This is a genomic window from Terriglobia bacterium (assembly GCA_032252755.1).
GTDB lineage: Bacteria > Acidobacteriota > Terriglobia > Terriglobales > Acidobacteriaceae > JAVUPY01.
In genome coordinates this window covers 37148-63117 of record JAVUPY010000062.1, presented here as the reverse complement: position 1 = coordinate 63117, position 25970 = coordinate 37148, and the positions used below count along the sequence as shown (strand labels likewise).

The 25970-nt window shown below is 56.9% G+C and carries 27 protein-coding genes and 1 pseudogene; 16 read left to right on the top strand and 12 right to left on the bottom strand.

The features are described 5' to 3' along the window. The first annotated feature begins 5 nt into the window (after nt 1-5). The 3 genes from ROO76_14735 (at nt 6) to ROO76_14725 (ending at nt 2475) form a co-directional block, all read left to right on the top strand. Nucleotides 6-494, top strand: a complete 489-nt coding sequence (locus ROO76_14735) for a bifunctional nuclease family protein (GenBank protein MDT8069418.1) — start codon at nt 6-8, stop codon at nt 492-494. 106 nt (nt 495-600) lie between these two features. Beyond that, complete coding sequence (locus ROO76_14730) at nt 601-912, top strand: hypothetical protein (protein MDT8069417.1); 312 nt, start codon at nt 601-603, stop codon at nt 910-912. A gap of 102 nt (nt 913-1014) precedes the next feature. Continuing rightward, nucleotides 1015-2475: a serine hydrolase domain-containing protein gene (locus ROO76_14725; protein MDT8069416.1), complete on the top strand. Its 1461-nt coding sequence runs from the start codon at nt 1015-1017 to the stop codon at nt 2473-2475. 84 nt (nt 2476-2559) lie between these two features. On the opposite strand, the gene ROO76_14720 is transcribed toward ROO76_14725, so the two are convergent. From ROO76_14720 to ROO76_14710, 3 genes are all read right to left on the bottom strand, one after another. Then, complete coding sequence (locus ROO76_14720; protein MDT8069415.1) at nt 2560-2904, bottom strand: STAS domain-containing protein; 345 nt, start codon at nt 2902-2904, stop codon at nt 2560-2562. Then, on the bottom strand, nt 2901-3347 hold the full coding sequence (locus tag ROO76_14715; GenBank protein MDT8069414.1) for an ATP-binding protein: 447 nt from the start codon (nt 3345-3347) through the stop codon (nt 2901-2903). Before ROO76_14715 ends, ROO76_14720 begins: the two co-directional genes overlap by 4 nt. Nucleotides 3348-3502: 155 nt before the next feature. Then, on the bottom strand, nt 3503-5380 hold the full coding sequence (locus tag ROO76_14710; GenBank protein ID MDT8069413.1) for a TonB family protein: 1878 nt from the start codon (nt 5378-5380) through the stop codon (nt 3503-3505). 275 nt (nt 5381-5655) lie between these two features. Here ROO76_14710 and ROO76_14705 point away from each other — a divergent pair, with 275 nt between their 5' ends. Further along, nucleotides 5656-5925 (top strand): hypothetical protein, encoded by a 270-nt coding sequence (locus tag ROO76_14705; GenBank protein MDT8069412.1) that lies wholly within the window; start codon nt 5656-5658, stop codon nt 5923-5925. A gap of 112 nt (nt 5926-6037) precedes the next feature. Here ROO76_14705 and ROO76_14700 read toward each other — a convergent pair whose 3' ends face one another. Continuing rightward, a complete protein-coding gene (locus ROO76_14700; protein MDT8069411.1) occupies nt 6038-6394 on the bottom strand; it encodes an iron-sulfur cluster assembly scaffold protein in 357 nt (118 codons plus the stop codon). Nucleotides 6395-6421: 27 nt separating this feature from the next. After that, nucleotides 6422-6799 carry a hypothetical protein gene (locus tag ROO76_14695; protein MDT8069410.1) on the bottom strand — a complete coding sequence of 126 codons (378 nt, stop codon included), beginning with the start codon at nt 6797-6799 and terminating at the stop codon, nt 6422-6424. A gap of 87 nt (nt 6800-6886) precedes the next feature. Here ROO76_14695 and ROO76_14690 point away from each other — a divergent pair, with 87 nt between their 5' ends. After that, a complete protein-coding gene (locus tag ROO76_14690; GenBank protein MDT8069409.1) occupies nt 6887-7903 on the top strand; it encodes an ABC transporter substrate-binding protein in 1017 nt (338 codons plus the stop codon). Beyond that, a complete protein-coding gene (locus ROO76_14685) occupies nt 7903-8295 on the top strand; it encodes an NUDIX domain-containing protein (GenBank protein MDT8069408.1) in 393 nt (130 codons plus the stop codon). Before ROO76_14690 ends, ROO76_14685 begins: the two co-directional genes overlap by 1 nt. Here ROO76_14685 and ROO76_14680 read toward each other — a convergent pair whose 3' ends face one another. Further along, nucleotides 8296-9540, bottom strand: coding sequence for a CBS domain-containing protein (locus tag ROO76_14680; protein ID MDT8069407.1), 1245 nt, complete (start codon nt 9538-9540; stop codon nt 8296-8298). It abuts the gene before it with no gap. A gap of 604 nt (nt 9541-10144) precedes the next feature. Here ROO76_14680 and ROO76_14675 point away from each other — a divergent pair. Next, nucleotides 10145-10840 (top strand): VIT family protein, encoded by a 696-nt coding sequence (locus tag ROO76_14675; GenBank protein MDT8069406.1) that lies wholly within the window; start codon nt 10145-10147, stop codon nt 10838-10840. Nucleotides 10841-10969: 129 nt separating this feature from the next. Here the strand turns inward: ROO76_14675 and ROO76_14670 are convergent, their stop codons facing one another. Further along, complete coding sequence (locus ROO76_14670; protein ID MDT8069405.1) at nt 10970-11500, bottom strand: lipocalin family protein; 531 nt, start codon at nt 11498-11500, stop codon at nt 10970-10972. A gap of 246 nt (nt 11501-11746) precedes the next feature. On the opposite strand from ROO76_14670, the gene ROO76_14665 reads away from it, so the two are divergent. After that, nucleotides 11747-12118 (top strand): hypothetical protein, encoded by a 372-nt coding sequence (locus ROO76_14665; GenBank protein MDT8069404.1) that lies wholly within the window; start codon nt 11747-11749, stop codon nt 12116-12118. A gap of 392 nt (nt 12119-12510) precedes the next feature. On the opposite strand, the gene ROO76_14660 is transcribed toward ROO76_14665, so the two are convergent. Then, a complete protein-coding gene (locus tag ROO76_14660; GenBank protein ID MDT8069403.1) occupies nt 12511-12828 on the bottom strand; it encodes a hypothetical protein in 318 nt (105 codons plus the stop codon). A 215-nt stretch (nt 12829-13043) separates the two neighbouring features. After that, nucleotides 13044-13259 (bottom strand): hypothetical protein, encoded by a 216-nt coding sequence (locus tag ROO76_14655; protein MDT8069402.1) that lies wholly within the window; start codon nt 13257-13259, stop codon nt 13044-13046. Between the two features lie 624 nt (nt 13260-13883). On the opposite strand from ROO76_14655, the gene ROO76_14650 reads away from it, so the two are divergent. Continuing rightward, on the top strand, nt 13884-14345 hold the full coding sequence (locus ROO76_14650; GenBank protein ID MDT8069401.1) for a DUF2721 domain-containing protein: 462 nt from the start codon (nt 13884-13886) through the stop codon (nt 14343-14345). Between the two features lie 75 nt (nt 14346-14420). Here ROO76_14650 and ROO76_14645 read toward each other — a convergent pair. The 3 genes and pseudogenes from ROO76_14645 to ROO76_14635 all read right to left on the bottom strand — a co-directional run bounded on the left by ROO76_14645 (nt 14421) and on the right by ROO76_14635 (nt 16650). Continuing rightward, nucleotides 14421-14516 (bottom strand): annotated as a pseudogene (locus ROO76_14645) (SDR family NAD(P)-dependent oxidoreductase). Between the two features lie 87 nt (nt 14517-14603). Next, nucleotides 14604-15380: an isoprenylcysteine carboxylmethyltransferase family protein gene (locus ROO76_14640; GenBank protein MDT8069400.1), complete on the bottom strand. Its 777-nt coding sequence runs from the start codon at nt 15378-15380 to the stop codon at nt 14604-14606. 136 nt (nt 15381-15516) lie between these two features. Further along, nucleotides 15517-16650 (bottom strand): citrate synthase, encoded by a 1134-nt coding sequence (locus ROO76_14635; protein ID MDT8069399.1) that lies wholly within the window; start codon nt 16648-16650, stop codon nt 15517-15519. Between the two features lie 343 nt (nt 16651-16993). Between ROO76_14635 and ROO76_14630 the strand changes: the two genes are divergently transcribed. The 7 genes from ROO76_14630 (at nt 16994) to ROO76_14600 (ending at nt 25913) form a co-directional block, all read left to right on the top strand. Then, entirely contained in the window at nt 16994-19072 is a 2079-nt protein-coding gene (locus ROO76_14630; protein ID MDT8069398.1) for a S46 family peptidase, read from the top strand. A gap of 227 nt (nt 19073-19299) precedes the next feature. After that, the gene (locus ROO76_14625; GenBank protein MDT8069397.1) at nt 19300-21231 is read left to right on the top strand and encodes a PAS domain S-box protein; all 1932 of its coding nucleotides are present in this window, start codon (nt 19300-19302) and stop codon (nt 21229-21231) included. Nucleotides 21232-21329: 98 nt separating this feature from the next. After that, nucleotides 21330-21860 (top strand): MarR family transcriptional regulator, encoded by a 531-nt coding sequence (locus tag ROO76_14620; protein MDT8069396.1) that lies wholly within the window; start codon nt 21330-21332, stop codon nt 21858-21860. A gap of 141 nt (nt 21861-22001) precedes the next feature. Next, nucleotides 22002-22928: an NAD(P)H-binding protein gene (locus tag ROO76_14615; GenBank protein ID MDT8069395.1), complete on the top strand. Its 927-nt coding sequence runs from the start codon at nt 22002-22004 to the stop codon at nt 22926-22928. A 655-nt stretch (nt 22929-23583) separates the two neighbouring features. Beyond that, nucleotides 23584-23943 carry a VOC family protein gene (locus tag ROO76_14610; GenBank protein MDT8069394.1) on the top strand — a complete coding sequence of 120 codons (360 nt, stop codon included), beginning with the start codon at nt 23584-23586 and terminating at the stop codon, nt 23941-23943. Nucleotides 23944-24346: 403 nt separating this feature from the next. Beyond that, the gene (locus ROO76_14605) at nt 24347-24934 is read left to right on the top strand and encodes a DsrE family protein (GenBank protein ID MDT8069393.1); all 588 of its coding nucleotides are present in this window, start codon (nt 24347-24349) and stop codon (nt 24932-24934) included. 19 nt (nt 24935-24953) lie between these two features. Then, nucleotides 24954-25913 (top strand): substrate-binding domain-containing protein, encoded by a 960-nt coding sequence (locus ROO76_14600; protein ID MDT8069392.1) that lies wholly within the window; start codon nt 24954-24956, stop codon nt 25911-25913. Nucleotides 25914-25970: the final 57 nt, after the last annotated feature.

The following is a 25970-nucleotide window of genomic DNA, read 5'->3' as shown; positions in this document are numbered from 1 at the left end:
TGACCATGGCCGAAGTCGAGATGAGAATTCGTGGACTCATGATGGATCCCGTAACCAACATGCCCATCGTGGTCCTGAAGGACGTCGAAGGCGAGTCGATTCTGCCCATTTGGGTTGGTGTCTACGAAGCCAACGCTATCGCCCTCGAGATCGAGAAAGTCACAACGCCGCGCCCGATGACACACGACCTCCTCAAGAACATGCTCACCGGGTTCGGCGCGAGCGTGAACAAGGTGGTCGTCACGGAACTCAAGGATGATACGTTCTACGCCGTAATCTGGGCTGAACGCGATGGCCAGACCATTAGCCTCGATTCGCGACCATCCGACGCCCTCGCGCTCGCGCTCCGCGTCGACTGCCCCATCTTTGTTGACGACGAAGTTCTCCGCATCTCCAAGGTTGCCTCCGCCGCCAGTGAACGCATCACCAGCGACGACTTGAAAAAGTGGCTGGAAGGCCTGAGCGATGAGGAGACGGGTGGATACAAGATGTGACCGCATTGACGATTGATGATTTTCACATTGATGATTGAACTGCAAAAGCATTCGATTTGGCTTTTCAATCGTCAATCAGAAAATCGTCAATGAATCAATTTCTTCTATGGACCTTTCCGAACAGCTCCAGCGCATTTACCTCGCCGGCTTCGAACTCCAGACCTTCGACCGCTTTCCCAGGGCCATCGGCGTCGTGAAAGGGAACTGCATCGCGCTGCTGACGCCCACCCCAACAGGACTCACAACGATCGGCGCCCCGGGCTGGAAAATGGGCGAAGTTCTCGGCGTGCTCACCGAAGTCCGGGGCCAAAAGGTCTTTCAATCCAAGTCGGAAATCATCGAAGCCACTCCCGAGCGTCTCCACGAACTTGCACGTTTTGGCGAAGAGTTGAAGAGCCTGCTCACGCCGACAGCGTAGCTTCAGAATATTTCTGCCAAGCTATTCGAACTCTTCACTGATTTTCTTCGTATACTCCTTCACGATTTTGAGCCACCTCCGTCCAATGTCCAGGAGATCCAGATGAGAGTCCTTCGTTCCTTGCCAGGAGCTGCATTTTCCGTCCTGTTCACTGCCGTTCTTGCCTTTCCCCAAACCGCGCAATTGCCCCAAACAGAGACCGGAAAGCTGGCCTCTGAATGGCTCACCCTGTGCAACGCGCCAAATCATGACGCCCTTGCCAAGTGGAATGCCGCGAACCGTGAAGAAGCGTTTCTGAAGGAGCACAGTGCCGACGAGGTAGCTGACACCCAGTTACAGGAATGCACGCAGCAAGGTGGCTTCGATGTTGTGAAGGTCAACGAGTCGGCTCCGGATCACCTCCAGCTAACGGCGAAGGGCAAGAAGAGCGGCATCTTTCTCGGACTCGAATTCAGGGTAAGCAACGGCAAACTCGGCGGCATAGGTTTCCGCCCCGCCGAAATTCCTGACTCCGCACTGCCCAACGACGTCAGTGACGCTGTCGTAAAGAAAGAAGTGGAGTCGACCGTAGCGCGCCTCTCCGGCTCCGGCCTCTTCTCCGGCATCGTAATGGTCGCGCGCGGAACGCAGCCCATCGCCATCGCGACTGGTGGATTTGCCAATCGCGAGAACAAAACGCCGATCACAGCCGATACCCAGTTCACGCTCGGCTCCATGGGCAAGATGTTCACCGCCGCCGCCGTCGGCCAGCTGGTAGATCAAGGCAAGCTCTCCTACAACGACGTTGTCGGCAAGTTCTTCCCCCGGTACGGCAATCAAACCATTCGCGAAAAAGTCACGGTCGGAATGTTGCTATCGCACACCGGCGGTCTTGGAGATTTCCTCGACAAGCGTACGCCAGAGATGATGAAGGATGGCGTAAAGCGCGCATCGGAATTCGTGCCGCTCTTCGAAAACGTCCCGCCGAAATTCGAACCCGGAAGCAGTTGGTCTTACAGCAACGCCGGCTTGACGCTCGCCGGCGCCATTGTGGAGAAGGTCTCCGGTGAAGCCTATCCCGACTACCTCCGCAAGCATATCTTCGAACCCGCCGGAATGAAGAACAGCGATCCCAATAACATTCCGCATCACGACGCGCGCATGGTGACGCCTTACACGCAGATGAGCGAGAACGGGCCTTCGGCCGCATGGCATGCCGCCAAGCCCGATATCGGCAGCCCCGCCGGCGGCGCCCTCTCCACCGCCAACGACCTCATCCGCTTCGCCGCCGCCCTGCGCAATGGAAAGCTGGTCAGCAAGGCTACGTTCGAGAGAATGGCCCAGCCGCACGGCAAAACGCCCTGGGGTGGCGAATACGGCTACGCCATGCAAATCGAGCATGTTCAAGGTGAGACCGTGGTCGGTCACGGCGGCGGATATCCCGGCGTGAATACGGAGTTGTACATCGTGCTCAACTCGCCATACACCATTGTGGCGCTTGCCAACCAGGATCCGCCCGCGGCCGACTTCGCCGGCCAGATGGTTCAGGCGCTGGTCGCTAAGAAAGCAAAGGAAGGGAAGTGAACTGAATGACGAATGGCCCATAAGCACCAACGGCTACCCGCAGGCAGCCGTTAGAGATCAACTTATAGACAAAAAGCTAAAGCATTACTTGAATGCCTTGATGGCGCTCGCCTCGTCGTCCTTCACGTCGAAGACCGTATAGAGCTTCGTGATCTGGAGCAGGTCATGAACCTTCTTCGTCAGGTTCAGCAGCTTCAGTTCGCCGCCCTGGTTGCGAACGCTGGTGAAGGCGCTGACCAGCTCGCCGATTCCCGAGCTGTCGATATAGGTCACATCACCTAGGTTAAGGACGATCTTCTTGATCCCCTGTCCGACCGAGTTGCGGATGGTATCGCGAAGAACCACGCTGCCTTCGCCGAGAGTGATGCGCCCACTCAAATCAATGATGGTGACGCCATCCACCTGCCGGGTGCTTGCTTTCATCGTCACTGGGAAGCCTCCTTGCCGTCGCGGGAGTCACCGGACAGCCTCTTGATCAAAGTAACTTCTGTGCCGGGTTCCATGTTACGGAAGCGGACTTCATCCATGAAAGCCCGAATAAGGAAAATGCCACGTCCTGACTGCTTCAAAAGATTCTCAGGGGCGAGAGGATCGGGAATTTCTTCCTGATCCAGTCCCTTGCCCTCGTCCCGAACCGTAACCGTCAGGGCATCGCCTGCGGCCTCAAACGCGATATGCACCTTCTTGCGAGGGTCATATGAATTACCATGCAGGACGGCATTCACCGTGGCTTCACGAACCGCCATCGAGATCCGCTGCACCTCCTCCGGATCGAATCCGGTCTTGGTGGCGAACTCTGTGGCAGTCTCTTCCGCCTTGTTCACGCTCTCCAACGAGGAGTCCAGCGTGTATGAGACCCTGGTCGCGTTCATCAGTTAATGTCTTCCGTGCGCCGCGCAGACCGCTACGGAGCGGAAAAATCCGCTATCACCCGGGAGTCGTTAGTTTGCACGTTGCACAGTGAAAATGTCAACGACAGTGAAAAACCCCGGCAGAGTGCCGGGGCGGTCATGCGTTCATCAGAGGTTCAGCGATCCACGAAGTTCACTACGATTTCAACCGTCGAGGGCGTGGGCTGGCCGTTCAGTATGGCCGGTTTGTATTTCCATTCTTTTACTGCCGCTATCGCGGGCCCAACGAATACCTGGTTTCCACGGATAACTTTGATGCTGGTAACCGAACCGTCCTTTCCAACAGTCCCATTCAGGATCACCCGGTCGCTCTGGATATGCATCTGCCGGGCAAAGGCAGGGAATCGCGGCGCCACCTGCTTGATCAATACTGGTGCCGAAATCGTCGAAGCTTGGAAATCGGCTTTAGGTTGCGTGGTCGGCTTCACCATATTCAGAATGTTACTCATACCAGGGGTTCCATCTGCCGCAACTTTCGGTGGTGCTACTGCTTCCTCTGCACCAATCCGTTTCGGAACCGTACCACCGTTGAGAATGATCGTCTGGTCCGGAACAATTTCAGAATCGGGAATCTTGGCGTCATGCTTTCCGCCCGGCAGTTTCAGGTCCGTTTTCTTCAGGACCATTGCGACCTCCGGGCCCGTTGACGCCTGCGCATCGGCAGCGTCCGGCGTGACCCGTGGCGCTAGCGTCTGCGCTTCTGGCGCGGCGGGCTGAACCCCTGGCGCCGCTGCCTGTACAGCATGCGGCTGCTCGACCGGTGAGTGATATTTGAAGAACCAGGTGGCTGCTGCGGCAAAAGCCGCGAGGCCAAGTACCGCGACGATTACCTTAAGTATCGAAATGGAGCGGCCGCCCGTCCTCGTTGATTTCGCGCTATATCCGTAGCCAAACATCGGCTGATGCGCATTAGCTTCGGCATCGTTCGTCACTGGAGTAAAACCTATGTCGGCTGCCGTCGAAACCACTTCTGATTCCTTCTTCGGCTCGTCCGGAACCACCCGGGCGTACTCGTCCGCTTCCTCGGCATTGTTGATGACCAGCGGTTCACGCTTCCACAGTTCGACACTGTGCTCCACCTTCGGTTTTGCTTCAGGCTTCACCAGTACCGGACCGAGAACAGGTTTCTTCTCCGCTGCCGGCTTGGCCTCTGTGATTCGAATTTCTTCCTGCTTCGGAACCTCGACCTTCAAAGGCTCGACCTTTTCCTGCTTATTCTGTTCCGGTACCGGAATCGCCGCCATCGTGGCATGCAGTTCGGCGGCCGGGTTCATTGCCACGTCCGACTTCTCAACTGAAGAGCTCGCCGCCGGCTCCAATTTCTTTTCTGGCAGTGCCGAAGCGAATGTCGGCAGCACGGTCGTCACCGCAGCCCTGGTTTCAGGTGCTTTGACGAGGGTTGGCTCGATTTCGGCCGCGGCTATGTCCGGCGCCGAGTGAACCAATGGCGAATCGACCTGCGGCGCAGCCTTGATCGGCTCGTCGCTCCGCGTCGCACCGAATCCCGCCGGATGCGGATCTGCCGGATAACGCTTTCGCAACTCAATCACGATGTCCGCAATCGTCCGCAACAGGGCAACGTGCGTTGGCGAAAACGCATTCGGCTTCGGCGAGAACGCTGCCAGGACTCCCAGCACCCTGCGCTTTTCCGAAATCGGTACGATCACCATCGACGAAATGCCGAGTGCCTGGCACGCCGCGGAATCGACGCGCTCGTCCTTCGAGGCGTCGTCACAGCGCTGCACATCGTGCTGCTGTACGCAGAGTCCGGTGAAACTACCGGAGATCGGGCTGCGCGAGCCGGGATCCGGCGCGCATTCTCCCATGCTTACCTTGGTGACGAGTTCTTCGCCCTCAACAAAAGCCATCGCTGCGCTGGTAGCGCCTGTGAAGCGTCCCGCCTTTTCGAGCAGCCCCTGCAAATCGCTCAGAAATTGGCTGGAGAAATCTGGAAGAGATTCATCCATGGCCGTGTGACTGGCCGTCGTAGCCATTGTGCACTCCCTTTGAAAGTGACGCGCCCGCTGCAAACACCGCTGGGTGTTTGAGGAGGCTTGTGCCCAATCATGTCACGGTTATCAGCGCTAAGCTCCTGAAACCGAAGAACATCAGTAATCGGAAGTGCACCCTGCGATTGGCCATTAGTAATTGGCCGGAAATCCAATTCGGCGCGAAACTTGGCCAGTGGGTCGGCGTAGGTCGTTCAGCCCTAGGGGATGAACTGATCCGGTGCCCGGGCCGTTTTGATTTCCGATGGCACGATGGCCCTATGGCTCGGTGGCTCGATCTGAGCCGCGCTATCGATGGCTATGCAAGTAAGTTTCAGGGGAGAACGATGAAGGATATTCACGCAGTCATTCGCGAAAAAGAACAGCAGGTCCGGCAGCTCATGGAGCAGATCGACAAACTCCGCTGCGCCGCCCAGATCCTCGAAGACGAAAACCCGCTCGGCGTCGTCGAAGAACCCGTCCGCGCCGCCTCGATCCCGAAGCCCGTGGAAGCTCCGCGCTCGGACTCAGCCAAGAGGGTTTGGCCGTAAGAGATTAGCAGTTCTCTCCGTGCGCAACATCGGTTAGCCCATCCGGTCCGTCCTTTGTCTTGGGTGGGGTAGTCAGAATATGTCCGGATCTTTTCAAAATTGAATTTGCGGTTTATTTCACTTCGGCAAGCAAACTCTTGAGGGTATCCAAGGCCAACTGCGCCGCATGATCAGACCCGTTGGGAACCCCTCCGACCGCATCGATGACATCCTCTTTACTTATCTCTCGAATCTCAGAGATCGGCTTCCCTGCCGCTAACTCGCAGGCTGCCGAACCGCACGCCATGGTCGGAACACATCCCTTCGCACGAAACCGAATCTCCTCTATCACTCCCTTGCGAACTCTCGCGCACAGTTCAAGAATGTCTCCGCAGACAGGGTTCTCCTGCCGGACTGTGAAATCAGCGTCCGGCAATTCTCCCGCGTAACGTGGATTTTGAAAATGATCGAGCAGCAGCGCCGAATACATGGATCGATTTTAGCTGAGGCTTGAAATTCAGAAATCGAGATTAAACTCGCTCCTCGATTTAGGAAAAACGATATCCACTCCGCGACCCTCATTAGCGGCCTTAGTCGCGGCGCGGTCGACCGTGTTGATCGGATACCGCGTCTTCTGCCCATCCTTGTTGATGAAAAGCGCGTCCTTCGTGATCAGGTAATCATCGGACTCAATCCGGTTGCCGTTCGTGAACACGAATATCGCCACGACCTTCGGGCGCGGCGTGTAGGTTGCGCTGTCCTGCGGAACCTCGATCAGCTTCGGGCTGGGCGGTGGCGGCGGAGCTTCTTCCTTCTTCGCTTCGTCGCTCTTTGCCGGCTGAGACTTATTAGTGCCGTTTGCTTCGGCTTTGCCTGCTTCGCCCGGCTGTGCCACTTTTTTGCTCTCCTCAGGCTTTCCCGATTGCGCGACTTTCTTCGACTTCGCTGAGGCTGCTTTCGCAGAGGTAGTCTGCGACGAGTCTTGGCCGTAAGAAAAGGTCGTGGTCGCGAACAGGAATACGACCGCGATGAAAGCGAATCCGAGAACTCTGACAATACGATGGCTCGTATCGCACCCCCCGGGAAGATGCTCCTTGAACGAGCCAATCTTACACCCGAACGCCTGCGCGAGTGCCTCTCCGCATTGACGAAACCCGCATCGCTCATGGACGATGGTGAGGTGGCAAAGCTCCGCATAGCGTCGCTGCAGCCCAGTGTGACTCTCACGCTGGCTGATATTGGCGAACTCGACCAACTCGTCGCCTGCACCAGGTACTGCGCCGACGTCTGTCCCGAGGTTGTCACGGGAGGGAAGCTTATCGTCCAGGACTCCTGGACTGCTCGCGCCGACGAGATCCTCGAGGCGAAGCCCGACATCGTAATCGCCTCGGTCCCGTACCAGAAAGAAGCCGTTCTTCAGATTATGAAGGCTGGCGTTCGCTTCCTCGCTCTCGCTCCGCACACCCTCGCAGATATCTACGACGATATCCGCATGATCGCTCGGATCGCGGGAGCATCCGTTCGAGGCGACGCAGTAGTGCGCGAGATGCAGTGGGAGATTAACCGCATTCGCCGCGCAACCGCGTTCTTCCCCAGGCTGCGAGTCTTCTCCGAGGAATGGGGAAAACCTCTAATCGCCTCGCAAACGTGGGTCGCTGAGCTGGTCGAAGCCGCGGGCGGAGAGTTCGTCGGAATTCCGGGCGCGCAGACCGCCGCGGAAGAAGTGCGCGCCATGAATCCTGACGTGACTCTTGCCGCGTGGTGCGGCGCCGGAGATCGCGTCCCGCTGGAGAAGATCGTCCGCGATCGAGGTTGGCTCGAAACCAATGCGGGGAAGAACGGTCGCGTCTTCTGCGTCGCCGACGAACTGCTCAATACTCCCGCAACAACCCTGATAGGCGGCCTGCGAGCCATCGCATGGGCTCTTCATCCCGAGAGGTTCGACCAACCGCCAGGCGTTCGCAAGATCGAGGAGATCAGAGAGGTCAAAGCGAGCTGATGAAGCAGGTCGTCGCAGGATTGATCGTTCGCGGCTCCCAGATGCTGATTTGTCAGCGCACGAAGCATCAGCCAATGCCTTTGCAGTGGGAGTTTCCCGGCGGCAAGATCGAGCCCGGCGAAGAGCCGCCAGCCGCGCTGGAAAGGGAACTCGAGGAAGAGCTGGGAATCCGCGCGGCCGTCGGTCCCGAAGTCGCGACCATCGCTCACACCTACCGCAACGGAAACGGCGTCGAACTCCACTTCTTCCTCGTCGAAGCCTACGAAGGCGAGATCGAGAACCGCATCTTCAAGGACGTTCGCTGGGTCGAGCGAGGCACCTTGCCGCAATTCGACTTCCTGGAAGCAGACAAGGCGTTCGTGGAGAAAATTGCCGCAGGAAAGGTTCTTTAACTACAGCCTCGCTCGAAGGATGCTGATCACATCGTCCGCGGTGATCACACCTGTCAGCTTTCCTTCTTCATCCACCACCGGAAGCGTGAGCAGGTTGTACTTGTCAAACAGTTCCGCGACTTCGTTCTCTTCCGCTCCCGGAGGACACGAGATCAATGGATCGGTCCCGAGCGAATGAAGTTTTGTTTCCGGATCTGAGAGCACCAGTTTCGCCAGCGGCACAGCCCCCACCAGGTATTCACCGTCGCGCACAAGGTAGATGGTGCTCATGCTCTCCAGGCCGCCTTCGAAGGTCCTCAGCATGGAGACCGCGTCGCGCACGGTAGCAGTCGGAGCCAAGGACATGTAGTCCGTGGTCATGCGGCCAGCGGCTGTGTCCTCGGGAAACTCCAGCAGTTCGCCGACTTCGGACGCCGCTTCCGGCTCCATTTCCTCCAGTATCTCTTCCGACTGCTCTGGAGTCAGGTCGGCGAGCAGGTCGGCCGCAGCGTCCGGGTCCATCTCTTCGACGATGTCCGCGGCCTTGTCGCTTCCCATCGAGTTGACGATCGAGACCTGCAGCTTCGGGTCGATCTCCTCCAGTGCCTGCGCTGCGACTTCCTCGTCCAGGGTCTGGAAGACGGCGTCGCGTTCGGCTGGCGCGAGTTCCTCGATGATGTCCGCGATGTCCGCTGGATGCAGCTTCGCCAGACGATCGGAGGAGATCTTCAGGCGCACGCGACGCGCGGGATCGGTCTCGATCAGGTTCACGAACTCCCACGGAATCGGCTTCGGCGGAATCCTCTCCAGCAGTCCGCGCAGAGCAATGTGCGGAACCACTCCGCGCAGCAGGCGCCGCAACGCGCCGCGAGCGCCGACATCGACCGACTCGATGCGCAGCGAGACCGTTCCGTCCTTGACTTCCTCGCCGAGCAGCACCGCGTCGTTGACACGAACCACCTTGCGGCCGTGAACGTCGATGATCTGCTGATCGAGCAGGTCGCGCTCCAGCAACAACATGCCTTCCGAACCGTTATAAGGTGTCAGGTCGCTGAGCGCGCCGAGGCTCCTAACTCCGCCGTTGACGCTCTTCACCCTGTGACTGGAGAGCAGCCGATCGCCTTCGGAGGTCTTCACGACGAAGGCCGCAACATGATTCGGATCGTCCTGCGGAACAATGGCGATTTCGCGCACACGTCCCACTTTTCCGCCGGAATTGTCGTAAACCGGCTGACCAAGAAGATCGGAAAGTGCGAAAGGAGCCATCAATCGCAGGATAGCTGAAAACGAGTGGTTGAGAGTAATGGAAAGCTTCAGGCGAACCGATTTTTTCCAGAAATTGTCGACCCTTAGTCACCCATCCCACCCGGGAAAGTAGCCTCGCACGTGAGTAAGGGGTCTACCGTCGCCGAGACCCGCCAAGTCGCGCCTCGCGCGACGACATATCTGAACAAAAGCCCTCGCTGTAGCCGGGTTGCCATCCTGGCTTCGCTGGGGCGGGGTAGTTCCTCGAGGATTCTCCATCCCGTCATTCGGATCCACCTGTCCCGAGCGCCGCCTCACGGTTCCAATTCATAACAAAAGCGAGAATACATCCGCGAAGAGCAAAGGTACCGCTCCAATGTGATCCATTGTGACCAGACAGGTGTCTCCACAACTTCTAGGATATTGAATGAAGACGTGAGCGATCGTTACAAAGGCCGCTAACTTCCTCATGGAAAGTGAGGTACAACATGACAACCATATTGATTGTTCTCCTGGTGCTGCTTGTTCTCGGTGGCGGTGGATGGGGATACTCTCGTTGGCGCGGGTAAGCATCCCCCCGCCTGACTTTGTTGTTGCTTGATCCTTTTTGCGAGACGCTTCGAGTATGCCTTCAGGCAACATTGAACAACATCGCACGGGACGCATCGGCTGGCTGCGTGCGGCAGTACTGGGCGCGAACGACGGTATCCTTTCGACATCAAGCCTGGTACTCGGTGTCGCAGCCGCACATGCGACTCACAGTAGCGTATTGGTCGCAGGGGTTGCCGGATTGGTGGCTGGGTCAATGTCAATGGCCGCCGGCGAGTATGTGTCCGTCTATTCACAGGCAGACACCGAGAAGGCCGAACTTGAGCTTGAGCGGAAGGAACTCAAAGCTGACCGTAAGGGTGAACAAAAGGAACTGATGGCAATCTATGTCGCTCGCGGGCTAGACCCGGCGCTTGCGAAACAGGTTGCCGAGCAGTTGATGGCCCATGACGCGATAGGCGCGCACGCCCAGGACGAGCTTGGCATCTCCGAGACTTTCCGTGCACGTCCGATCCAAGCTGCCTTGACTTCAGCCGGCAGCTTCGGGGTTGGAGCAGCCATGCCTCTCCTGGTCACCGTCTTCGCTCCGTCTGGTGCTCTGATCCCGCTCGTCTCCGGAACTTCACTGGTATTTCTGGCGATTCTGGGCGGGTTGGCGGCGCGCGTGGGCGGTGCCGGGGTCGTGATAGGCGCAGCGCGCGTCACGTTCTGGGGTGCAATTGCGATGGCCGTAACCGCTGGCGTCGGGGCGCTGTTCGGAACAGTCGTGTGACACACAATGACATTCCATCACTCGAGTCCATCGCCGCAACTCGGTATGCGCATGCGGCGTGGCAGGATTCAATCCTGCCAACTGACATCGGTTCCTCACCTATTGAGGATCATTATTGTCAACTGAGACCTATGGCCTCTCAGCCTGCAGCGGTCGAATCAGACGAGAAGGATCGAGACCTTGCTGCCGGACCGTGTCCACTGCCCTCTGGTAAAGCTCGGGATCCAGCTTCGGTGTGCGACTCAGAATCCACAAGTATTTGCGGCTCGGCTCGCTGACCACTGCATACCGGTATTCGGGATCCAGTCCAATCACCCAGTACTTGCCGTATAAAGGCCAAAAGAAGGTTACTTTCAATTTGGCGTTCGTCCGCTGATCGACGCTTTTGGCGAGGCCCCGCGATGACTTCATCTGACCGTCAGCTTTCCGGCATGTGTTGAGCACCGTGATCTTGCCGTCCGGCCGTGCGGTGTAAGTTGCTGTGATATCGGAAACGCAGCGCTTTTCGAAGCGGTTGGGATACCGAGCGATCTCATACCATTTGCCGACATAGCGTTGAAGATCAACTTTGCCCACGGTCTGCAGCGGCGGCTTCGAATCGCCAGAAGCGGCAGACATGGCACCATACACGAATGCGACATATAAGACCTGCTTCAACATGAGTGAGATTCCTTTTCAATAGAGCGGGTGCGACCGGCTCGCTGCTTGACTGGGCTTTGGTAACTCCTGAATAGCTGAGCTTACCCAAAGCACTCACCAAAGGGTAAGAAGATATCAAGACCGCGTCTGTTCAACATTGCTCAATCTTTCCACCCACGACTGGGGGCATGCCTCTTCGGAGACACTGACAGCCGCCCACATGACCCTCTATCCTGATCATGGATCGTGGAGCGATCGGAGGCAGATATGGCGAGTGCACCTTCTGTATCGAACTCAATTATCGATAGCGTTTTTGGCATTGATGCTGCGGTTCGGTATGTGGCGGTTTATGTGGATGGGAAGCTGACGTCGCGGCAGCGGGCGGCGCTGGCAAACGCGAGTGCGTCGGAGTCGGACAAGTACGAGGAGTTGATTGTCAATCCGACGCTGTTGAAATTGGTCCAGCAGAGAGGAGAGATCGATTGCGGTGGATTGCAGTATGTCCTGATCCGGTACGGGAACTTCTTCGAGTTCGTGCAACCGCTGAAGAGAGGACACATATCCGTTGGAATCGAGCCAGGCGACAGCCTCATGAAAACGGTGCAGGCCATCCGAGAACACCTGCAATCGATCGTTTAAACCGAGGTGAGCACGGCGGCGGGATGCCGCTCCGCAGTCGCAACGGTAAGTGTGTCGCGGACGGTATCACAAGGACAGCTAACGGCATAGAAAGCACGCCGTCACAACCCCAACGTTTCTTTATTGAAAGTAGCCGTGCCGCTGTCGATTTGGGTTGCGTGGGGTAGATGGTTGGGATAGAACCCGCGCTGTGTAAATCCGCTTAATCAGTTCGTTCCGCGAGCGATGTCGGGCCTTCAACTTCCGATGCAGCAGACGGAATAGAATCACTATTCCGACTATTTCAATCATCAGCCCGAAAAATAGCCACCGCTCGATCACTCTGTTCTTGCTCCAGGGTGGGCCCGCCAGTCCGATCAAACCACCGATTCCGTCTTCCTCGTGTCCCCGTCCTACCCGGCTTTCCTTAAATGTTGCTTCGCCGGTTCGAACCCCTGCGCAGCCGACAGATCAAACCAGGGCGTTGCCGCCTCTTCGCGCCCTGCCTTTAGAAGCGCCATCCCAACAATGAACTGCCCTACCTGGTTTCCTCTTCTGGCTTCCGCATAGATCGCTTGGGCCTCTTCGGAACTGTCCAGCCCAACATGGTTCACCACCGCCTTGAGGATCTCTTCGTCCGATGTGATGAGCCTGTGCAACTTGCCACCCGGATTAATCTCTGGGTCGCCCAGCCTTTTGTCCCCCACAGCAATGTCCCCCACAACCGCCACGTTACCACTTCTTGAATGACCTGAATCAAGGTGGCTGAATTTGTTCTGAATTCGGAACAAACTCGCTCGATTGGCCCATCCCCCCACTAAAGAGGTGACTGACGTCACCGTCACTTGTGACACATTCAGTACATCTGCGCGCCGACTGAATGGCATACTTGATATCGAGGTCAACAAAGTGGACCCCCTCAAATGCTCCCTCCTGCACGATCTCCTCAATAGCCCTTACCGTCGTCCTTGGCGAATGCGAACTCTTGCAGGATACAAACTGTGCTGAAGCCAACTCCCGGCTTACGGTCATCCGCGAACAGGCTAACCATATGACCGACATCATCCGTCACCACCGATGCCCGACTGAACGATACACAGCCCCTCGCGAGAGCGTCTTCCGCTCCCTGCTGCGCGTTGTCACTAGTCGGTAATCGCTTCATCGCACCCACTACACAGTCCACTGCTTTGCGCACACAGCTTTTCAGTTGCCTCCCATTTCGGAACTGCCCGAAAGTTTTCCTCATCCCAACCACCGACACCCTTGACCCCACGTTGTACAATTGTTCCGGACACAGTCCATCAAGCGGCGCCCCCAGCGGGCGCCGTAAGTTTTTCGGGCCTTAACCTTATCGCGGGCTTTGGTGCGGGGAACGAACAACGGTCTTTCACATCCCGACTCGTCGCTGCCGTATTACCCGCGCCGACGCCCACCCAGGACCGAGAGCGCCCTAGCCTGCTGCACGTCTTAGTGACTCTGCACTCTGTTTCGCGCTCGGCTGAAATGTCGCGGCGCCCTTTCCCTTAACAAAGAAAGAAGAACGTCCAGCGGCAACAGCGTCCGACAACACGCAGACAAAACGACAATTTTCCTTCCCAAAATTCTGAAAACAAACGCCGCTGGGATATTTTCAGATTTAAGTTCTTTCTTTCCATCGCGCTACAAGGGAAATTTCCGTAACTCGTTGAAAACAGGACGGGCGAAACAAGGGGGGTACCAAATTACCGAAGAATAGCTGTTGAGACATTGGCATCCGATAAAGAATCATAGTCTCGTAGAGAATCCTATGAATGATGTTGCTCGGTTATTTCAAGCATTCGTCTCTCCTGCGATTTTCGTCTCCGCGACTGCGCTCTTGATTCTCTCCATCAACGTCCGACTGATGGGAATTGTCAGCCGTCTTCGGCAATATGTTCACGCGAAACACGACGCAACCAGGAACTCCCGGAATGCAGAAGCAGACGCATACACAGCGCAGATCGCCTCGATCGAGCATCGCGCCGAGATGATTCGCCGCGCGTTCCTGTTCGCGCTGCTCGCGCTCGCCGGAACGTTGTTGTCATGCCTGCTGTTGGGACTTGGACTTTACTGGAGCGCTGCCGCAGTCTGCGCGGCGATTGTCTTCGTCGTCTCTATGATGTCATTGCTTGTCTGTTGCGCCTTCTATATCGCCGAGGTGAAAGTCGCACTGAGTTCTGTACAGGACGAAGCACATGACCTCAGCTTCATGGATGTCGGCCGCGTCTGACAACCCACGTACCTTCAGGCCGATGTGAGCACAGATGAAGCATGCGGCTCTGGAGTCTCCAAGGTGAGAGGCTCACGCTGGATTGCGCATGGTCGCATGTACTCGATAGCCCGCGCGTGCGAAGGCTAACGCGGTTTCATACCTAATGCCTTTGCTTGTTCCGGTAATCAAACTGACTGCACTGCCATCTCTCCTCGGCGATCAGAGCCCAAGCCTGCACAAGGCAGACGTAAGGCATGGAGCGTTATTTGGACCGGATTATGCGGCGCCGCGCATCTTCTTGGGCTCGTCCGTGGGTTGCGACGCACGGCGGAAGAACCATGGAATGATCATTGGGACCATTTGGCGGTACTTGCGGTACTGCTCGCCGTAGTGATGGACCAGGTCGCGCTCCTCGAAGAAGATCCCTACGAAAATGTAGCCGGTGGTCATAACGGAGAAGAGCAGGTGCCCGGCGGTCATCGTTGGAGCTGCCCAGAAGGAAACCAGGAAGCAGAGATAGATGGGATGGCGCACCATCTTGTAAAGTGCCGGCGTCTTGAAGGGAATGGGCTTGAGCGGTTCGCCGCGGAAGTAGCGATAGGCCTGGTGGAGGCCGAACAGGTCGAAGTGATTGATCAGGAAAGTGCTGATCAGGATTCCAAGCCAGCCCAGCAGATAGAGGGCTTGAAGTGCGAGGACTCCGGTGGGGTTCTGGACCTGCCAGACGATTCCGGGTATGGGACGCCACTGCCACATGAGGACGGCGAGACAAATCGTCGCGGCGAGAACATACGTTGAGCGTTCGATGTGCCACGCGATCAATTTCGTCATTACACGCTTGAATCCCATACGCGCCATGACGCTGTGCTGGATGGCGAAGAGGCCAAGCAACAGGAGATCGATGATGATCGCCCCGGTCGTACTGGAGAGAGGACCGTTGTCGATGTTTTTGGGAACGAACAGGTCTCCGACGAAACCGATGGCGTAGAGAAACGTGACAAAGAAGAAGACGTAGACAGCTACGCCGTAGGCCAACACGAGGAACTTCTTCATGCCCTCACCTCACACGGCGGGAATGCTGTCACGAAGGTGGGGGAGGTGTCAACGGACAAGTGACGCCCCAATTGAAAAACCCCACGTCTGCTGACTGCGGCAGACGTGGGGCACGGAAACAGGACGGAAACAGAAGCTAACGCTTCTCTATCGGAACGTAACGATTCGGGTAGGCCGGACCGACGTATTCGGCACGCGGGCGGATGAGGCGGTTGTCGTTGAGTTGCTCCATTACGTGCGCGGTCCAGCCGCTGATACGGGAGACGGCGAAAATCGGGGTGAAGAGGTCGATATCGATGCCGAGCGTGTGGTAGGTCGAGGCGGAGTAGAAGTCGACGTTGGCATTGAGCTTCTTTTCGGCGTTGATGTACCCCTCAATCTTGTGTGAGATCTCGAACCACTTGGACTGGCCACTGGAGTAGCCAAGGTCGCGTGACATCTGGCGGAGATGCGTTGCGCGCGGATCTTCAGTCGTGTAAACGCGGTGTCCGAAACCGGGGATCTTTTTCTTCTGCGCCAGCATTCCCTTGACGTAGTCGACCGGGTCGGCGCCGCTGTTGTTGATCTCCTCGAGAATACGGAAGACGGCTTCGTTGGCTCCGCCGTGGAGGGGACCCTTGAGTGCGCCAATGGCGGAGGTAATTGCCGAGTGCATGTCGCTGAGAGTAGCGGCGGTGACGCGAGCGGCGAAAGTAGAGGCGTTGAATTCGTGATCGGCGTGCAGGATGAGCGCTATGTCGAGGGCACGTGTCGCGGTTTCGCTCGGGACCTGGCCGTTCAGCATGTACAGGAAGTTGCCGGCGTGCGAGAGGGAACGGTCAGGCTCGACGATCGGGAGGTTCTTGCGGATGCGATCGTAAGCGGCGACGATCATGGCGATCTGCGAGGTCACGCGGGTGGACTTGCGCAGGTTCGCGTCGGCGTCATTGGACTTCTCCTCGGGATCGAAGAGAGCCAGGGCAGAGACGATTGTCCGCAGCATGTCCATGGGCAGGGCGTGCTTGGGCGTCTGCCGAATGAAGCTGATGATCTGGGCATCGAGCTTGCGCTCGCGAATGAGCTGCATGCGGAAGTCGGCTAGCTCGGAGCGGGACGGCAGCTTCCCAAACCAGAGCAGGTAACAGACTTCTTCGAAATTGGAATGATCGGCGAGTTCGTGGATGTCGATGCCGCGATAGGCAAGGATTCCACGGTCACCGTCGATGTAACAAATGGAGGAATTCGCGGCAACTACGCCTTCGAGTCCCTTGGTGGTCTCGGTGGTTGGCATGAATCGCTCTCAGAAATTGAAATAACTGCTGTAACTACTACGCGTAACTACTAAGTAGGATGCGCCCACACGCGCTAAGGGAATTCTAAACCGCAGTGGGGGGAATGGGAAGGGAAGGGAGAGCTAACCACGAAGGACACGAAGGAACACAAAGGAAAAACAGAAGGCCTCCGGTTCCGTGCGATACAGCTACGCTCCGCTCAGGATGACATGTCTAAGTGTCGATTCTTCGAGTGAATGAAGTTCGTGGACGGGGTTCGGGGCTGGGACTATAGTGGCGTGTATTTCTGGTAATCAAATCGCCCCCGGAAGTATGCAAGGGGCTCTGCCCACGGAGTGTTGCATGAAGAAAGTTTTATTTTGTGTTGCTATCGTAATGTTGATTTTGTCTGCAATCATGGCGGTTGCGGACGAAGGAATGTGGCCTTATAACGCGGTTCCGAAGGCCAAAATCAAGGCGAAGTATGGGGTCGACCTGACACAGGCCTGGCTCGATCATCTTCAGTTGGCGTCGGTGAAGTTTCCGGGAGGTTCGGGGTCGTTCGTTTCACCGGACGGACTGATTTTCACCAATCACCACATTGGGCGTGGCTGCACGCATGCGATTTCGACAGCCGAGCATGACTACATGAAAGAAGGCTTCTACGCGAAGACGCGCGATGCCGAGCCGAAGTGTCCGGGGTTGGAAGTCATGACCTTGCAGGAAATCAAGGACGTGACGAAGGACATCGAAGGTACGGCAAAGGCCGGCATGAGCGATGCGGAAGTTGGCGCGGCACAGCGGTCAGAGATCGCGAAGCTGGAAAAGGATTGCAGCGATGCAGAGCACAATATTCGCTGCCAGATGGTTACGCTCTACTCGGGCGGGATGTATCAGCTCTATAAGTACAAAATCTACAAAGATATCCGGATGGTGATGGCGCCGGAGTACGACATTGCGTTCTTCGGTGGCGATCCGGATAACTTCACGTATCCGCGGTATGACCTCGATATCACGTTCTTGCGGGCATACGAGAACGACAAGCCAGCGGTTATCAAGGACTACCTGAAGTTTAGCGATAAGCCGATCAAAGAGAACGAACTAATCTTCGTCTCCGGGCATCCGGGCTCGACGGGGCGGTTGCAGACAATGGCGCAGTTGGAGTATCTGCGCGACCTTGCTTATCCGTGGCGGCTGAACACGCTGCAAAAACAGGTCAAGGCATACTTCGAGTATGCGGACAAGAGCGCGGAGAACAAGCGCGAGGCTGAGAACTACATCTTCGGCGCGCAGAACAGCTATAAGGCGATCACCGGATACCAGTCGGGCTTGCTGGACAAGGCCGTCATGGCGAAGAAGGCCGCCGACGAGAAAGCGCTGCGGGATGCCGTGATGAAAGATCCCGAGATGGCGAAGGAGTACGGCGGAGCGTGGGATGCGATCGCGAAGGCGATGCAGTGGCAGCGCGACAACTTCAATCGAGTTACTTTCATGGGTGACAATGGGGTTCCGGGACGGCTGGCGATGACGGCGCGGGCGCTGATCCGGCTGACCTCGGGCAGCCCGGAAGATAGGAACGTGCAAGGGCCGATGCGGCTGGAACAGGTTGTCGAGTCAACGCAGCCAGTAGTCCCCGGACTGGAAGAATTGCAGCTGCGATTGGCGTTCGAGATGATGCAGGAAAAGTTGGGCGCGAACGATCCGTTCGTGCAGACGGTGCTGGCAGGGAAGTCTCCCGCAGAGCGTGCGGCTGAACTGGTGAGCGGTACGAAACTCGGCGACCTGGCTTACCGCAAGGAACTGCTGGCGGGTGGCAAGGAAGCGGTCGAGGCATCAACCGATCCCATGCTGGTTCTGATCCGCAAGATCGATCCGGATGCGCGGGCGGTTCGCAAGGACGTGGAGGACAACGTCAATTCAGTGGTGCGTCGGAACGGGGCATACATCGCGAAGGCGCGGTTCAAGCTGTACGGGACGGAAATTCCTCCGGACGCGACGAACACCCTTCGTCTGAGCTATGGGCCTGCGAAGAGCTACATGCAAGGTACGAAGAAGGTCCGGTACTACACGACGCTCGGCGATGCCTTTGAGTATGCCGCGCAGCACGGGAACAAGGATCCGTACAAGCTGCCGGATAGCTGGATGAAAGCGAAGGGCACGCTCAACCTGAAGACACAGTATGACTCGGTGAATACGACCGACATCATCGGCGGGAACTCTGGTTCTCCGGCGGTGAACAAGAAGGGCGAAGTTGTGGGAATCATCTTCGATGGGAACATCGAGTCGTTGCCGTGGAATTTCCAGTACGAAGATAAGGTAGGACGCTCGGTAATCACGAATTCGACGGCAGTCGTTGAGGCGCTGCGGAAGATATACAATGCGCCCGCGCTGGCGGATGAGTTGATGGGCGTCTCGAAGCCTAATGCAGGCGGAAGTAAGTAGAAGCTTTGATAGACTTACCGGGCTCGAAAGAGCCCGGTACTTTTTTTTTGGTAAGAGCGACTTTACCCACCACTGCTGATGTCGGCGAATGCGGGGCACGGGAAGGTGAAGAAGCACCCCGGAGCAGAGTACGACACAGAAGTGACAACCTTACTTGAGACATTTGCATCTCTCCCTAAGGCAACTTACGCTGTCCGCGCGCGGAGTCTGTCTCTCGCAGTTAACCCATGACCTACAACAAATTCGCCCGGGCCCAACAAGTAGATCCCACGCAAAACCAAGGCGCACCTATGCAGAAGTCGGACAGGATTGAACTGCGGGACGCGCATGAACTTGCCGTGTACCTGGCGGCCATTCAGGATTCGACGGGCGAAGCGATTCTCAGCACTGATCGCGATGGCACGATTGTTACCTGGAACAGGGCGGCGGAACGGCTTTTCGGGTACAACGCCGGCGAGATCATCGGGCTGCCGAATTTGCTGCTGATTCCACCGGACCTGCACGAACAAGCGAAGCAGCTGCAGTCCGATGTGCTGGCTGGGCGTCGAATCGGGGGCGCTCTCTCGCAGATGTTGATGAAGGGCGGCGGACGTGTTGATGTGGCCGTGAACCTGGCGCCGATTTCCGGCCCCGACGGAGCGATTATAGGACTAGTTAAGACTGCCAGGGATCTTCAAGGAGATACGCAAATTGAGGACGCGCGCCGGCGATTAGCGGCGATTGTTGACTCCTCGAACGACGGCATCATTAGCCGGGATTTGGATGGGAGGATTACGAGTTGGAACACGGGTGCCGAACGGATATTTGGATATGCCGCCGGCGAGATCCTGGGCCACTCGATGACGATGCTGGTTCCGCCGGATCTCCAGCATCAAGAACTGGAGACGATGCAAAGACTGCTGCAGGGTGAGAAAATCACGCATTTTGAGACAGAAAGGCTGCGAAAAGACGGAGAACGGATTGATGTAGCGCTTACCATTTCGCCCATCCTTAACACTGCCGGAAAGGTGATAGGGGCATCGCAGATCGCGCGAGACATTTCGGAGCGGCGGCGCACAGAGGAGACCCAGATGCGCCTGGCGGCAATCGTGGAATCATCCGACGATGCAATTATCAGCAAAGACCTGGACGGAGTGATCACAAGTTGGAATTCGGGCGCGAAGCAGATTTTCGGGTATGAGGCAGAGGAAATCGTGGGCCACTCGGTGCTGCGGCTGATTCCCAAGGAACTCCACCATGAAGAGCCGATGATTCTTTCGCGTCTGCGCGCCGGGTTGCGGATAGATCACTACGAATCGAAGCGTAGACGGAAGAACGGCGAACTGATTGATGTTTCATTGACAATCTCGCCGATCAAGGATTCAACGGGAAAAGTAATTGGGGCGTCGAAGATTGCGCGGGATATCACCGAACGGAAGCGGGCGGAAGTAGCGCTGATCGAAAAAGAAAAGCTGGCGGCGACGGGACGCATGGCGGCGGCAATCGCGCACGAGGTGAACAATCCGCTGGAATCAATCATGAACCTGGCGTACCTGCTGACATGCGATTCCGGGCTGTCGGAGAAAGCCAGTTACTACGCTGGCCTGTTGCTGCGGGAAGTTGAGCGCGCAAGCGAAATCACGCGACGAACCCTCTCGTTCTATCGCAGTCCGAACCTGCCGGGCGAGGTCGACATAGGGCAGCAACTGGACACCATACTGCGCGGAAAAAAACAGCGCGTGGCAGAGAAGGGAATTAAGCTGGAAACGGAAGTGAACGGCAACGGCAGGACTTGGGGCCTGGCAGGGGAGTTGGGACAAGTATTGTCAAATCTGCTGGAGAACGCGATCGATGCGGTGGATCAGGGCGGACGCATTCGGGTGCGCGTGAGGGACCTGCCGGGCGACCCGGGAACTGTCCTCATTTCTGTTTGCGATAATGGCAGTGGAATGTCTGGCGAAACGGTCCAGCGGATATTTGAACCCTTCTATACGACCAAGAGCAGCCGCGGTAGCGGGTTAGGGCTGTGGGTGACGCGCGGAATTGTGCAGAAACACAATGGCCATATCCGGGTTCGCACGAACCAGACGGCGGCGCGGCACGGAACGGTGTTCTCGGTAATTTTGCCTCGGAGTACAGACTTTCAACCGGAAGAGGCGGCGAGTTTGAGCGCGGACTAAAGACCCAAGACAAATGAATCCAGCGATGACTCCGGCTGAGCCCTCTCGTTGACGATGGCGATGTTTTCTGTTATTTCTGTCATGACTGAAATAAACGTATGACGGAACTCAGCCAGACCAAGAAACAGTTCATTCTCCACTGGGGCGAGATGGGCAATCGGTGGGGAATCAACCGTACAGTGGCCCAGATTCATGCCTTGCTACATGTTTCGCCGACCCCGCTTACAGCCGAAGAGATCGCAGAAACGCTCAGCGTGGCGAGGTCGAACGTCAGCACCAGCTTGCGCGAGTTGCAGGGTTGGGGATTGGTGCGGGCCGTGCACGTCCTGGGAGATCGGCGGCAGCACTTTGATTCCATCAAAGATGTCTGGGAAATGTTTAAGATCATTCTCGAGCAGCGAAAACGGCGCGAGGTGGACCCGACACTCGATCTGTTGAAGAGTTGCATTGCCGAACTAGGGCCGAATGACAAATACACGCGGGAACGTCTAAGGGAACTACATGAATTCTTCGCCGAGATCGATGCGCTGTATACGGAAATGCGGGGGGTTCCGATACCGGCATTGAGGGGAGCAATAAGGGCGCGGGGAAAATTTAGAAAGCTATTTATCGGACAAGTAAGATCATAACTTGCAATCGTGTAGCTCATTATACTTAAAGTTATACTTCACAGGCGCTTAGCATGAGATGAGGATGCATAGGGAAGTCGCACAACAGAATTTTGCGGTGAGGTGGTTATGGAGTGGGTCGGGAGGCGGGAAGATTCACCGGTGAGCGTTGTAACCGGAGGATTTGGGTTCAGCGGAAGATGCATCGCGCAGAAGCTGCTGATGCGGGGAGAACGGGTGCGCACGCTGACGAATCATCCGGATACCGCCTCGGCTCTGTACGACCGCATGGAAATTGCGCGTCTCGATTTCGAAGATGAGGCCACGCTGGCGCGGTCTCTGGCAGGTGCAACCGTTCTCTTCAACACGTACTGGGTGCGTTTTGCGTACGGAGGGGCTAGCCATGAACTGGCGATCCGGAACACGAAGCGGCTGATTCGCGCGGCGGAAGCAGCCGGGGTGAAGAAAATCGTTCACGTCAGCATTACGAATCCGTCGCTGGAATCGCCGCTGCCGTATTTCCGCGGGAAGGCCGAGGTGGAGGAGAGCATTCGTGCCTCAAAGCTGTCCTACGCCATCCTGCGGCCTGCAGTGTTATTTGGCCAGGGCGACATTCTGATCAACAACATCGCCTGGATGTTGCGGAATTTTCCGGTATTCGCGGTGCCGCGCATGGGCGAATACCGCGTACAGCCCATCTTCGTGGAGGACCTGGCGGAACTGGCGGTCGCGAGCGGACGCGCAAAGGAAAATGGTGTCAGCGATGCCGTGGGTCCGGAGACGTACACCTATGATGCGCTGGTGCGAATGATTCAAGAGGCCATTGGCAGCCGGGCACGAATTACATATCAGCCGGCGCCGCTGATTCGGCTGGCGTCAAAGATCCTCGGATTGATCGTCGATGACGTGGTGCTCACGAGAGACGAAATCAAGGGATTGACGGCGGATCTACTCGTTTCACACGGGCCGCCCACAGGACACACGAGCCTGCACGATTGGATTTACGCGAATGCTCGGAACCTGGGAACGACCTATGCGTCGGAACTGGGGAGACACTATCGCGAGCATGCGGCGGGGCATCGGCTGTAGAGAAATCCCCAATTCAGGATTACCAAACTCACAGACTACCGGGTTGCCTTTCGGGGATGATGTTAGCTGGAGGCACAGGACCATGAGAATGGTTTCGGTGTGCGGAGTGCTGTGCTCGGATTGTCCGGCCTATCTTGGCGAGGTGAAGGGCGTTGCGCACCAGCGGCAAACGGCGGCCGCTTGGGGGAGGATTTACGGGCTGCAAGAAACGCCGGAAAACATCTCCTGCGGCGGTTGCCTGGGGCCGGACGAGGAACTCTTCCATACGAGCCGCAATTGCAATGCTCGGGCCTGTTGCCGGTCGAAAGCCTTTCTCAACTGCGCCGAATGTTCTGTCGAAGCGTGCCCGGATCTCGAGAATGCCCAATCAGTCTGGGACGGGGTACCGGCACTTGCCGAAGTTCTGCCGGAAGGGGACTTTGCCTCTTACGCGCAACCATATTGTGGCCATCGAAGGCGTCTGCAAGAGCTGCGTGCGCAAACTGGAAACGCAGGCAAGTGTATTTAACAGAATATCTGTTATCGGACATTACTGATATTCCCGACTCTCAATCCACAAATGTTATTGCTACGACCAGCAATCACGCTCGTCACTGACGCGTGACCCTACCTGGGAGCACCCTTACCGCGTTCAAATTCATCGGGGGCTTGCGCCATGGATCATTCAGAACTCAAGTTTCGATTTGATGCCGTCTACTACCACGTCTCCGACATGGAGCGGTCGATTGCTTTCTATCGCGATGTTTTGGGATTCCAGCTTGTGTCGCGGGATTACGTTGCGCGTTTCGATCTGGACGGCGTGCTGTTTGAGCTTGTTCCGAATCCGCCCGGACATACCCTGCCCGGAGATGGGAATGCGCGCCTGTGCCTGGGGATGAACGACATTCGCCTCGCGACGCGTGAGTTAGAAGCAAAGGGCGTGAAGACTATGCCCGTTGAGAAGAAACCCGGCGGGCTGCTGTCGTTCTTCAACGATCCGGACGGCAATGAAATTAGCCTTTGGCAATACACATAGGCTTAAACCCGCCTGGAGGCGCATGGCGGCTTGATGTTCGGCGGGTTTGGGAGAAGCCTGTCCGCCGGCTTGGAGGATGTGACGATGCTTCCCTGCCACTCTTAAAGTGTTTGTTGAATTGTTGTGCTTTGTGGGGCCATCGCTATCCGCATAGCGCCTGAGCACCTTACGGCCATGCTAATATCTCGGCAATCGTTTAGAACATCTCAAGATTTCCAGTTGTTTTACATCAAATGGCCGGGGAACGACCTTCCGTTCGTTCGGGCGAAAATATTCTGTAACATATCCGGCGGGGTTCGACTTTTGCATTTGCCGTCCCATCCATTAACGGCGCCTGAAGTGTATCCGGGGTAGCCATGGGGTAGCACACTGGATAATCGAAAAATTGGAAAAGGAGATTCACATGGTACGTGGGGTGTGGATTGCTTTACTGGTGCTCGTGTCGGGCACTGTGACAATGGTGGCTGCGCAAGAGAAGAAGGCCGACCAGGGTGCGACTAACCAGGCTGCGAGTGGGTGGACGTATCCGGTGATCAAGGGCTATGGAGATGCCTGGAATCTGCCGGATGCCGAGGCGCAGCCGCAAAAGGGACGGACATACAAGGTGCTCTTCAGTCTCTCGCATCCGGCGGAAAAACCGGACGAGGTTATGCCGGGCCTCGATCACATGGCGAGAATGTTCAACGTGTTCGCCACGCGGGGAGTGCCCCCGCAGAATTTGAAGGTCGTAGGGGTGTTTCACGGGCCAGCAGCATCCTACGCAGCAATGAGCAATGAGGTCTACAAGGCGAAATTCGGAGTCGATAATCCGAATCTAAGGGTCATCCAGGAACTGAGGGCTGCGGGCGTGAAGCTGCTGCTGTGCGGGCAGGCCCTGCATGGGCTCAACTTAAACGAAAAAGACATGCTTCCAGACGTGAAATTAGCTACCTCGGCGTTGATCGTTCTCGCGATGTATCAGAACGATGGTTATGCGTTGATGCCGTTCTAGCGGAAGCCGAGGAAAGATCATGTCCAGCAAGATAGTTTTGCTGTTGTTAAGCGTGGCGGTGTGCCTCGCCGCCACGGTTCTTGCCCAGAATCCGACCCCACCCAAGGCTGCGAAGGTTTGGCCACCATGGAGTCCGCCACCGACCAATGGCCTGAATTTCACGGTTCCGCAGATCGACGACGTTCCCGACCTGCATGGCGACATTGTCGATCCGCAACTGGTGATCTTTTTCGCCGGGAACCAGTTCATGGCGACGCACGAACTGATGGAGGCTTTCCGGCAGGAGCACCCGGAAGTTCAGCGAATCTACTGGGAGACGCTGCCGCCCGGTATTTTGGCGAAGCAGATCGACCAGGGAGCGCTGATTATCGGGAACTTGCGGATAGCGATCAAGCCGGATATCTACACGGCGGGTGCGCGGCGCATTCAGCAGTTCCAGAAGGAAGACCGATTTGAGAGCGTCGAAACGTATGCGCAGAACAAACTGGCGATCATGGTGCGCGAAGGGAATCCGAAGGGGATACGGTCATTAAAGGATCTCGCACGCAATGATGTGCGGATCTCCATGCCGAATCCGGAGTGGGAGGGCGTGGCAAACCTGATTACTGCGTCGTACAAAAAGGCAGGCGGGGACGAACTGGTGAACCGGATCATGAAGACGAAGGTGCAGGATGGAACCACGTTCCTCACCCACATTCACCACCGGCAGACGCCGATCCGGATTATGCTGGGCGAATCAGATGCCGGGGTGGTGTGGTATTCCGAAGCCCCGTTTCAGCAGATGATCGGAAACCCGATTGCCATGGTGGAGATTCCGCCGGAGCAGAACATGAACGGCATCTACCAGGCGGGCATCTTCAAGGACGCGCCTCACGCCGAAGCGGCGCGGGCCTTTGCAAAGTTTCTGCTGAGTGACAAGGCGCAGGCCATCTTCAGCAAGTATGGATTTTCAGGGCCGCCGCAGGAGGTGAAGCACTGAGGAACGAGGGCATCGGCGACAGCATCGGTTTTGAAGGGTCACGGCTTCAGCCGTGCC

Coding starts and splice junctions, on each gene's coding strand:
- ROO76_14735 (MDT8069418.1), top strand. CDS start 6: ATGGCCGAAGTCGAGATGAGAATTCGTGGACTCATGATGGATCCCGTA.
- ROO76_14730 (MDT8069417.1), top strand. CDS start 601: ATGGACCTTTCCGAACAGCTCCAGCGCATTTACCTCGCCGGCTTCGAA.
- ROO76_14725 (MDT8069416.1), top strand. CDS start 1,015: ATGAGAGTCCTTCGTTCCTTGCCAGGAGCTGCATTTTCCGTCCTGTTC.
- ROO76_14715 (MDT8069414.1), bottom strand. CDS start 3,347: ATGAACGCGACCAGGGTCTCATACACGCTGGACTCCTCGTTGGAGAGC.
- ROO76_14710 (MDT8069413.1), bottom strand. CDS start 5,380: ATGGCTACGACGGCCAGTCACACGGCCATGGATGAATCTCTTCCAGAT.
- ROO76_14705 (MDT8069412.1), top strand. CDS start 5,656: ATGGCTCGGTGGCTCGATCTGAGCCGCGCTATCGATGGCTATGCAAGT.
- ROO76_14700 (MDT8069411.1), bottom strand. CDS start 6,394: ATGTATTCGGCGCTGCTGCTCGATCATTTTCAAAATCCACGTTACGCG.
- ROO76_14685 (MDT8069408.1), top strand. CDS start 7,903: ATGAAGCAGGTCGTCGCAGGATTGATCGTTCGCGGCTCCCAGATGCTG.
- ROO76_14680 (MDT8069407.1), bottom strand. CDS start 9,540: ATGGCTCCTTTCGCACTTTCCGATCTTCTTGGTCAGCCGGTTTACGAC.
- ROO76_14675 (MDT8069406.1), top strand. CDS start 10,145: ATGCCTTCAGGCAACATTGAACAACATCGCACGGGACGCATCGGCTGG.
- ROO76_14670 (MDT8069405.1), bottom strand. CDS start 11,500: ATGTTGAAGCAGGTCTTATATGTCGCATTCGTGTATGGTGCCATGTCT.
- ROO76_14665 (MDT8069404.1), top strand. CDS start 11,747: ATGGCGAGTGCACCTTCTGTATCGAACTCAATTATCGATAGCGTTTTT.
- ROO76_14655 (MDT8069402.1), bottom strand. CDS start 13,259: ATGAAGCGATTACCGACTAGTGACAACGCGCAGCAGGGAGCGGAAGAC.
- ROO76_14650 (MDT8069401.1), top strand. CDS start 13,884: ATGAATGATGTTGCTCGGTTATTTCAAGCATTCGTCTCTCCTGCGATT.
- ROO76_14640 (MDT8069400.1), bottom strand. CDS start 15,380: ATGAAGAAGTTCCTCGTGTTGGCCTACGGCGTAGCTGTCTACGTCTTC.
- ROO76_14635 (MDT8069399.1), bottom strand. CDS start 16,650: ATGCCAACCACCGAGACCACCAAGGGACTCGAAGGCGTAGTTGCCGCG.
- ROO76_14630 (MDT8069398.1), top strand. CDS start 16,994: ATGAAGAAAGTTTTATTTTGTGTTGCTATCGTAATGTTGATTTTGTCT.
- ROO76_14625 (MDT8069397.1), top strand. CDS start 19,300: ATGACCTACAACAAATTCGCCCGGGCCCAACAAGTAGATCCCACGCAA.
- ROO76_14620 (MDT8069396.1), top strand. CDS start 21,330: ATGACGGAACTCAGCCAGACCAAGAAACAGTTCATTCTCCACTGGGGC.
- ROO76_14610 (MDT8069394.1), top strand. CDS start 23,584: ATGGATCATTCAGAACTCAAGTTTCGATTTGATGCCGTCTACTACCAC.
- ROO76_14605 (MDT8069393.1), top strand. CDS start 24,347: ATGGTACGTGGGGTGTGGATTGCTTTACTGGTGCTCGTGTCGGGCACT.
- ROO76_14600 (MDT8069392.1), top strand. CDS start 24,954: ATGTCCAGCAAGATAGTTTTGCTGTTGTTAAGCGTGGCGGTGTGCCTC.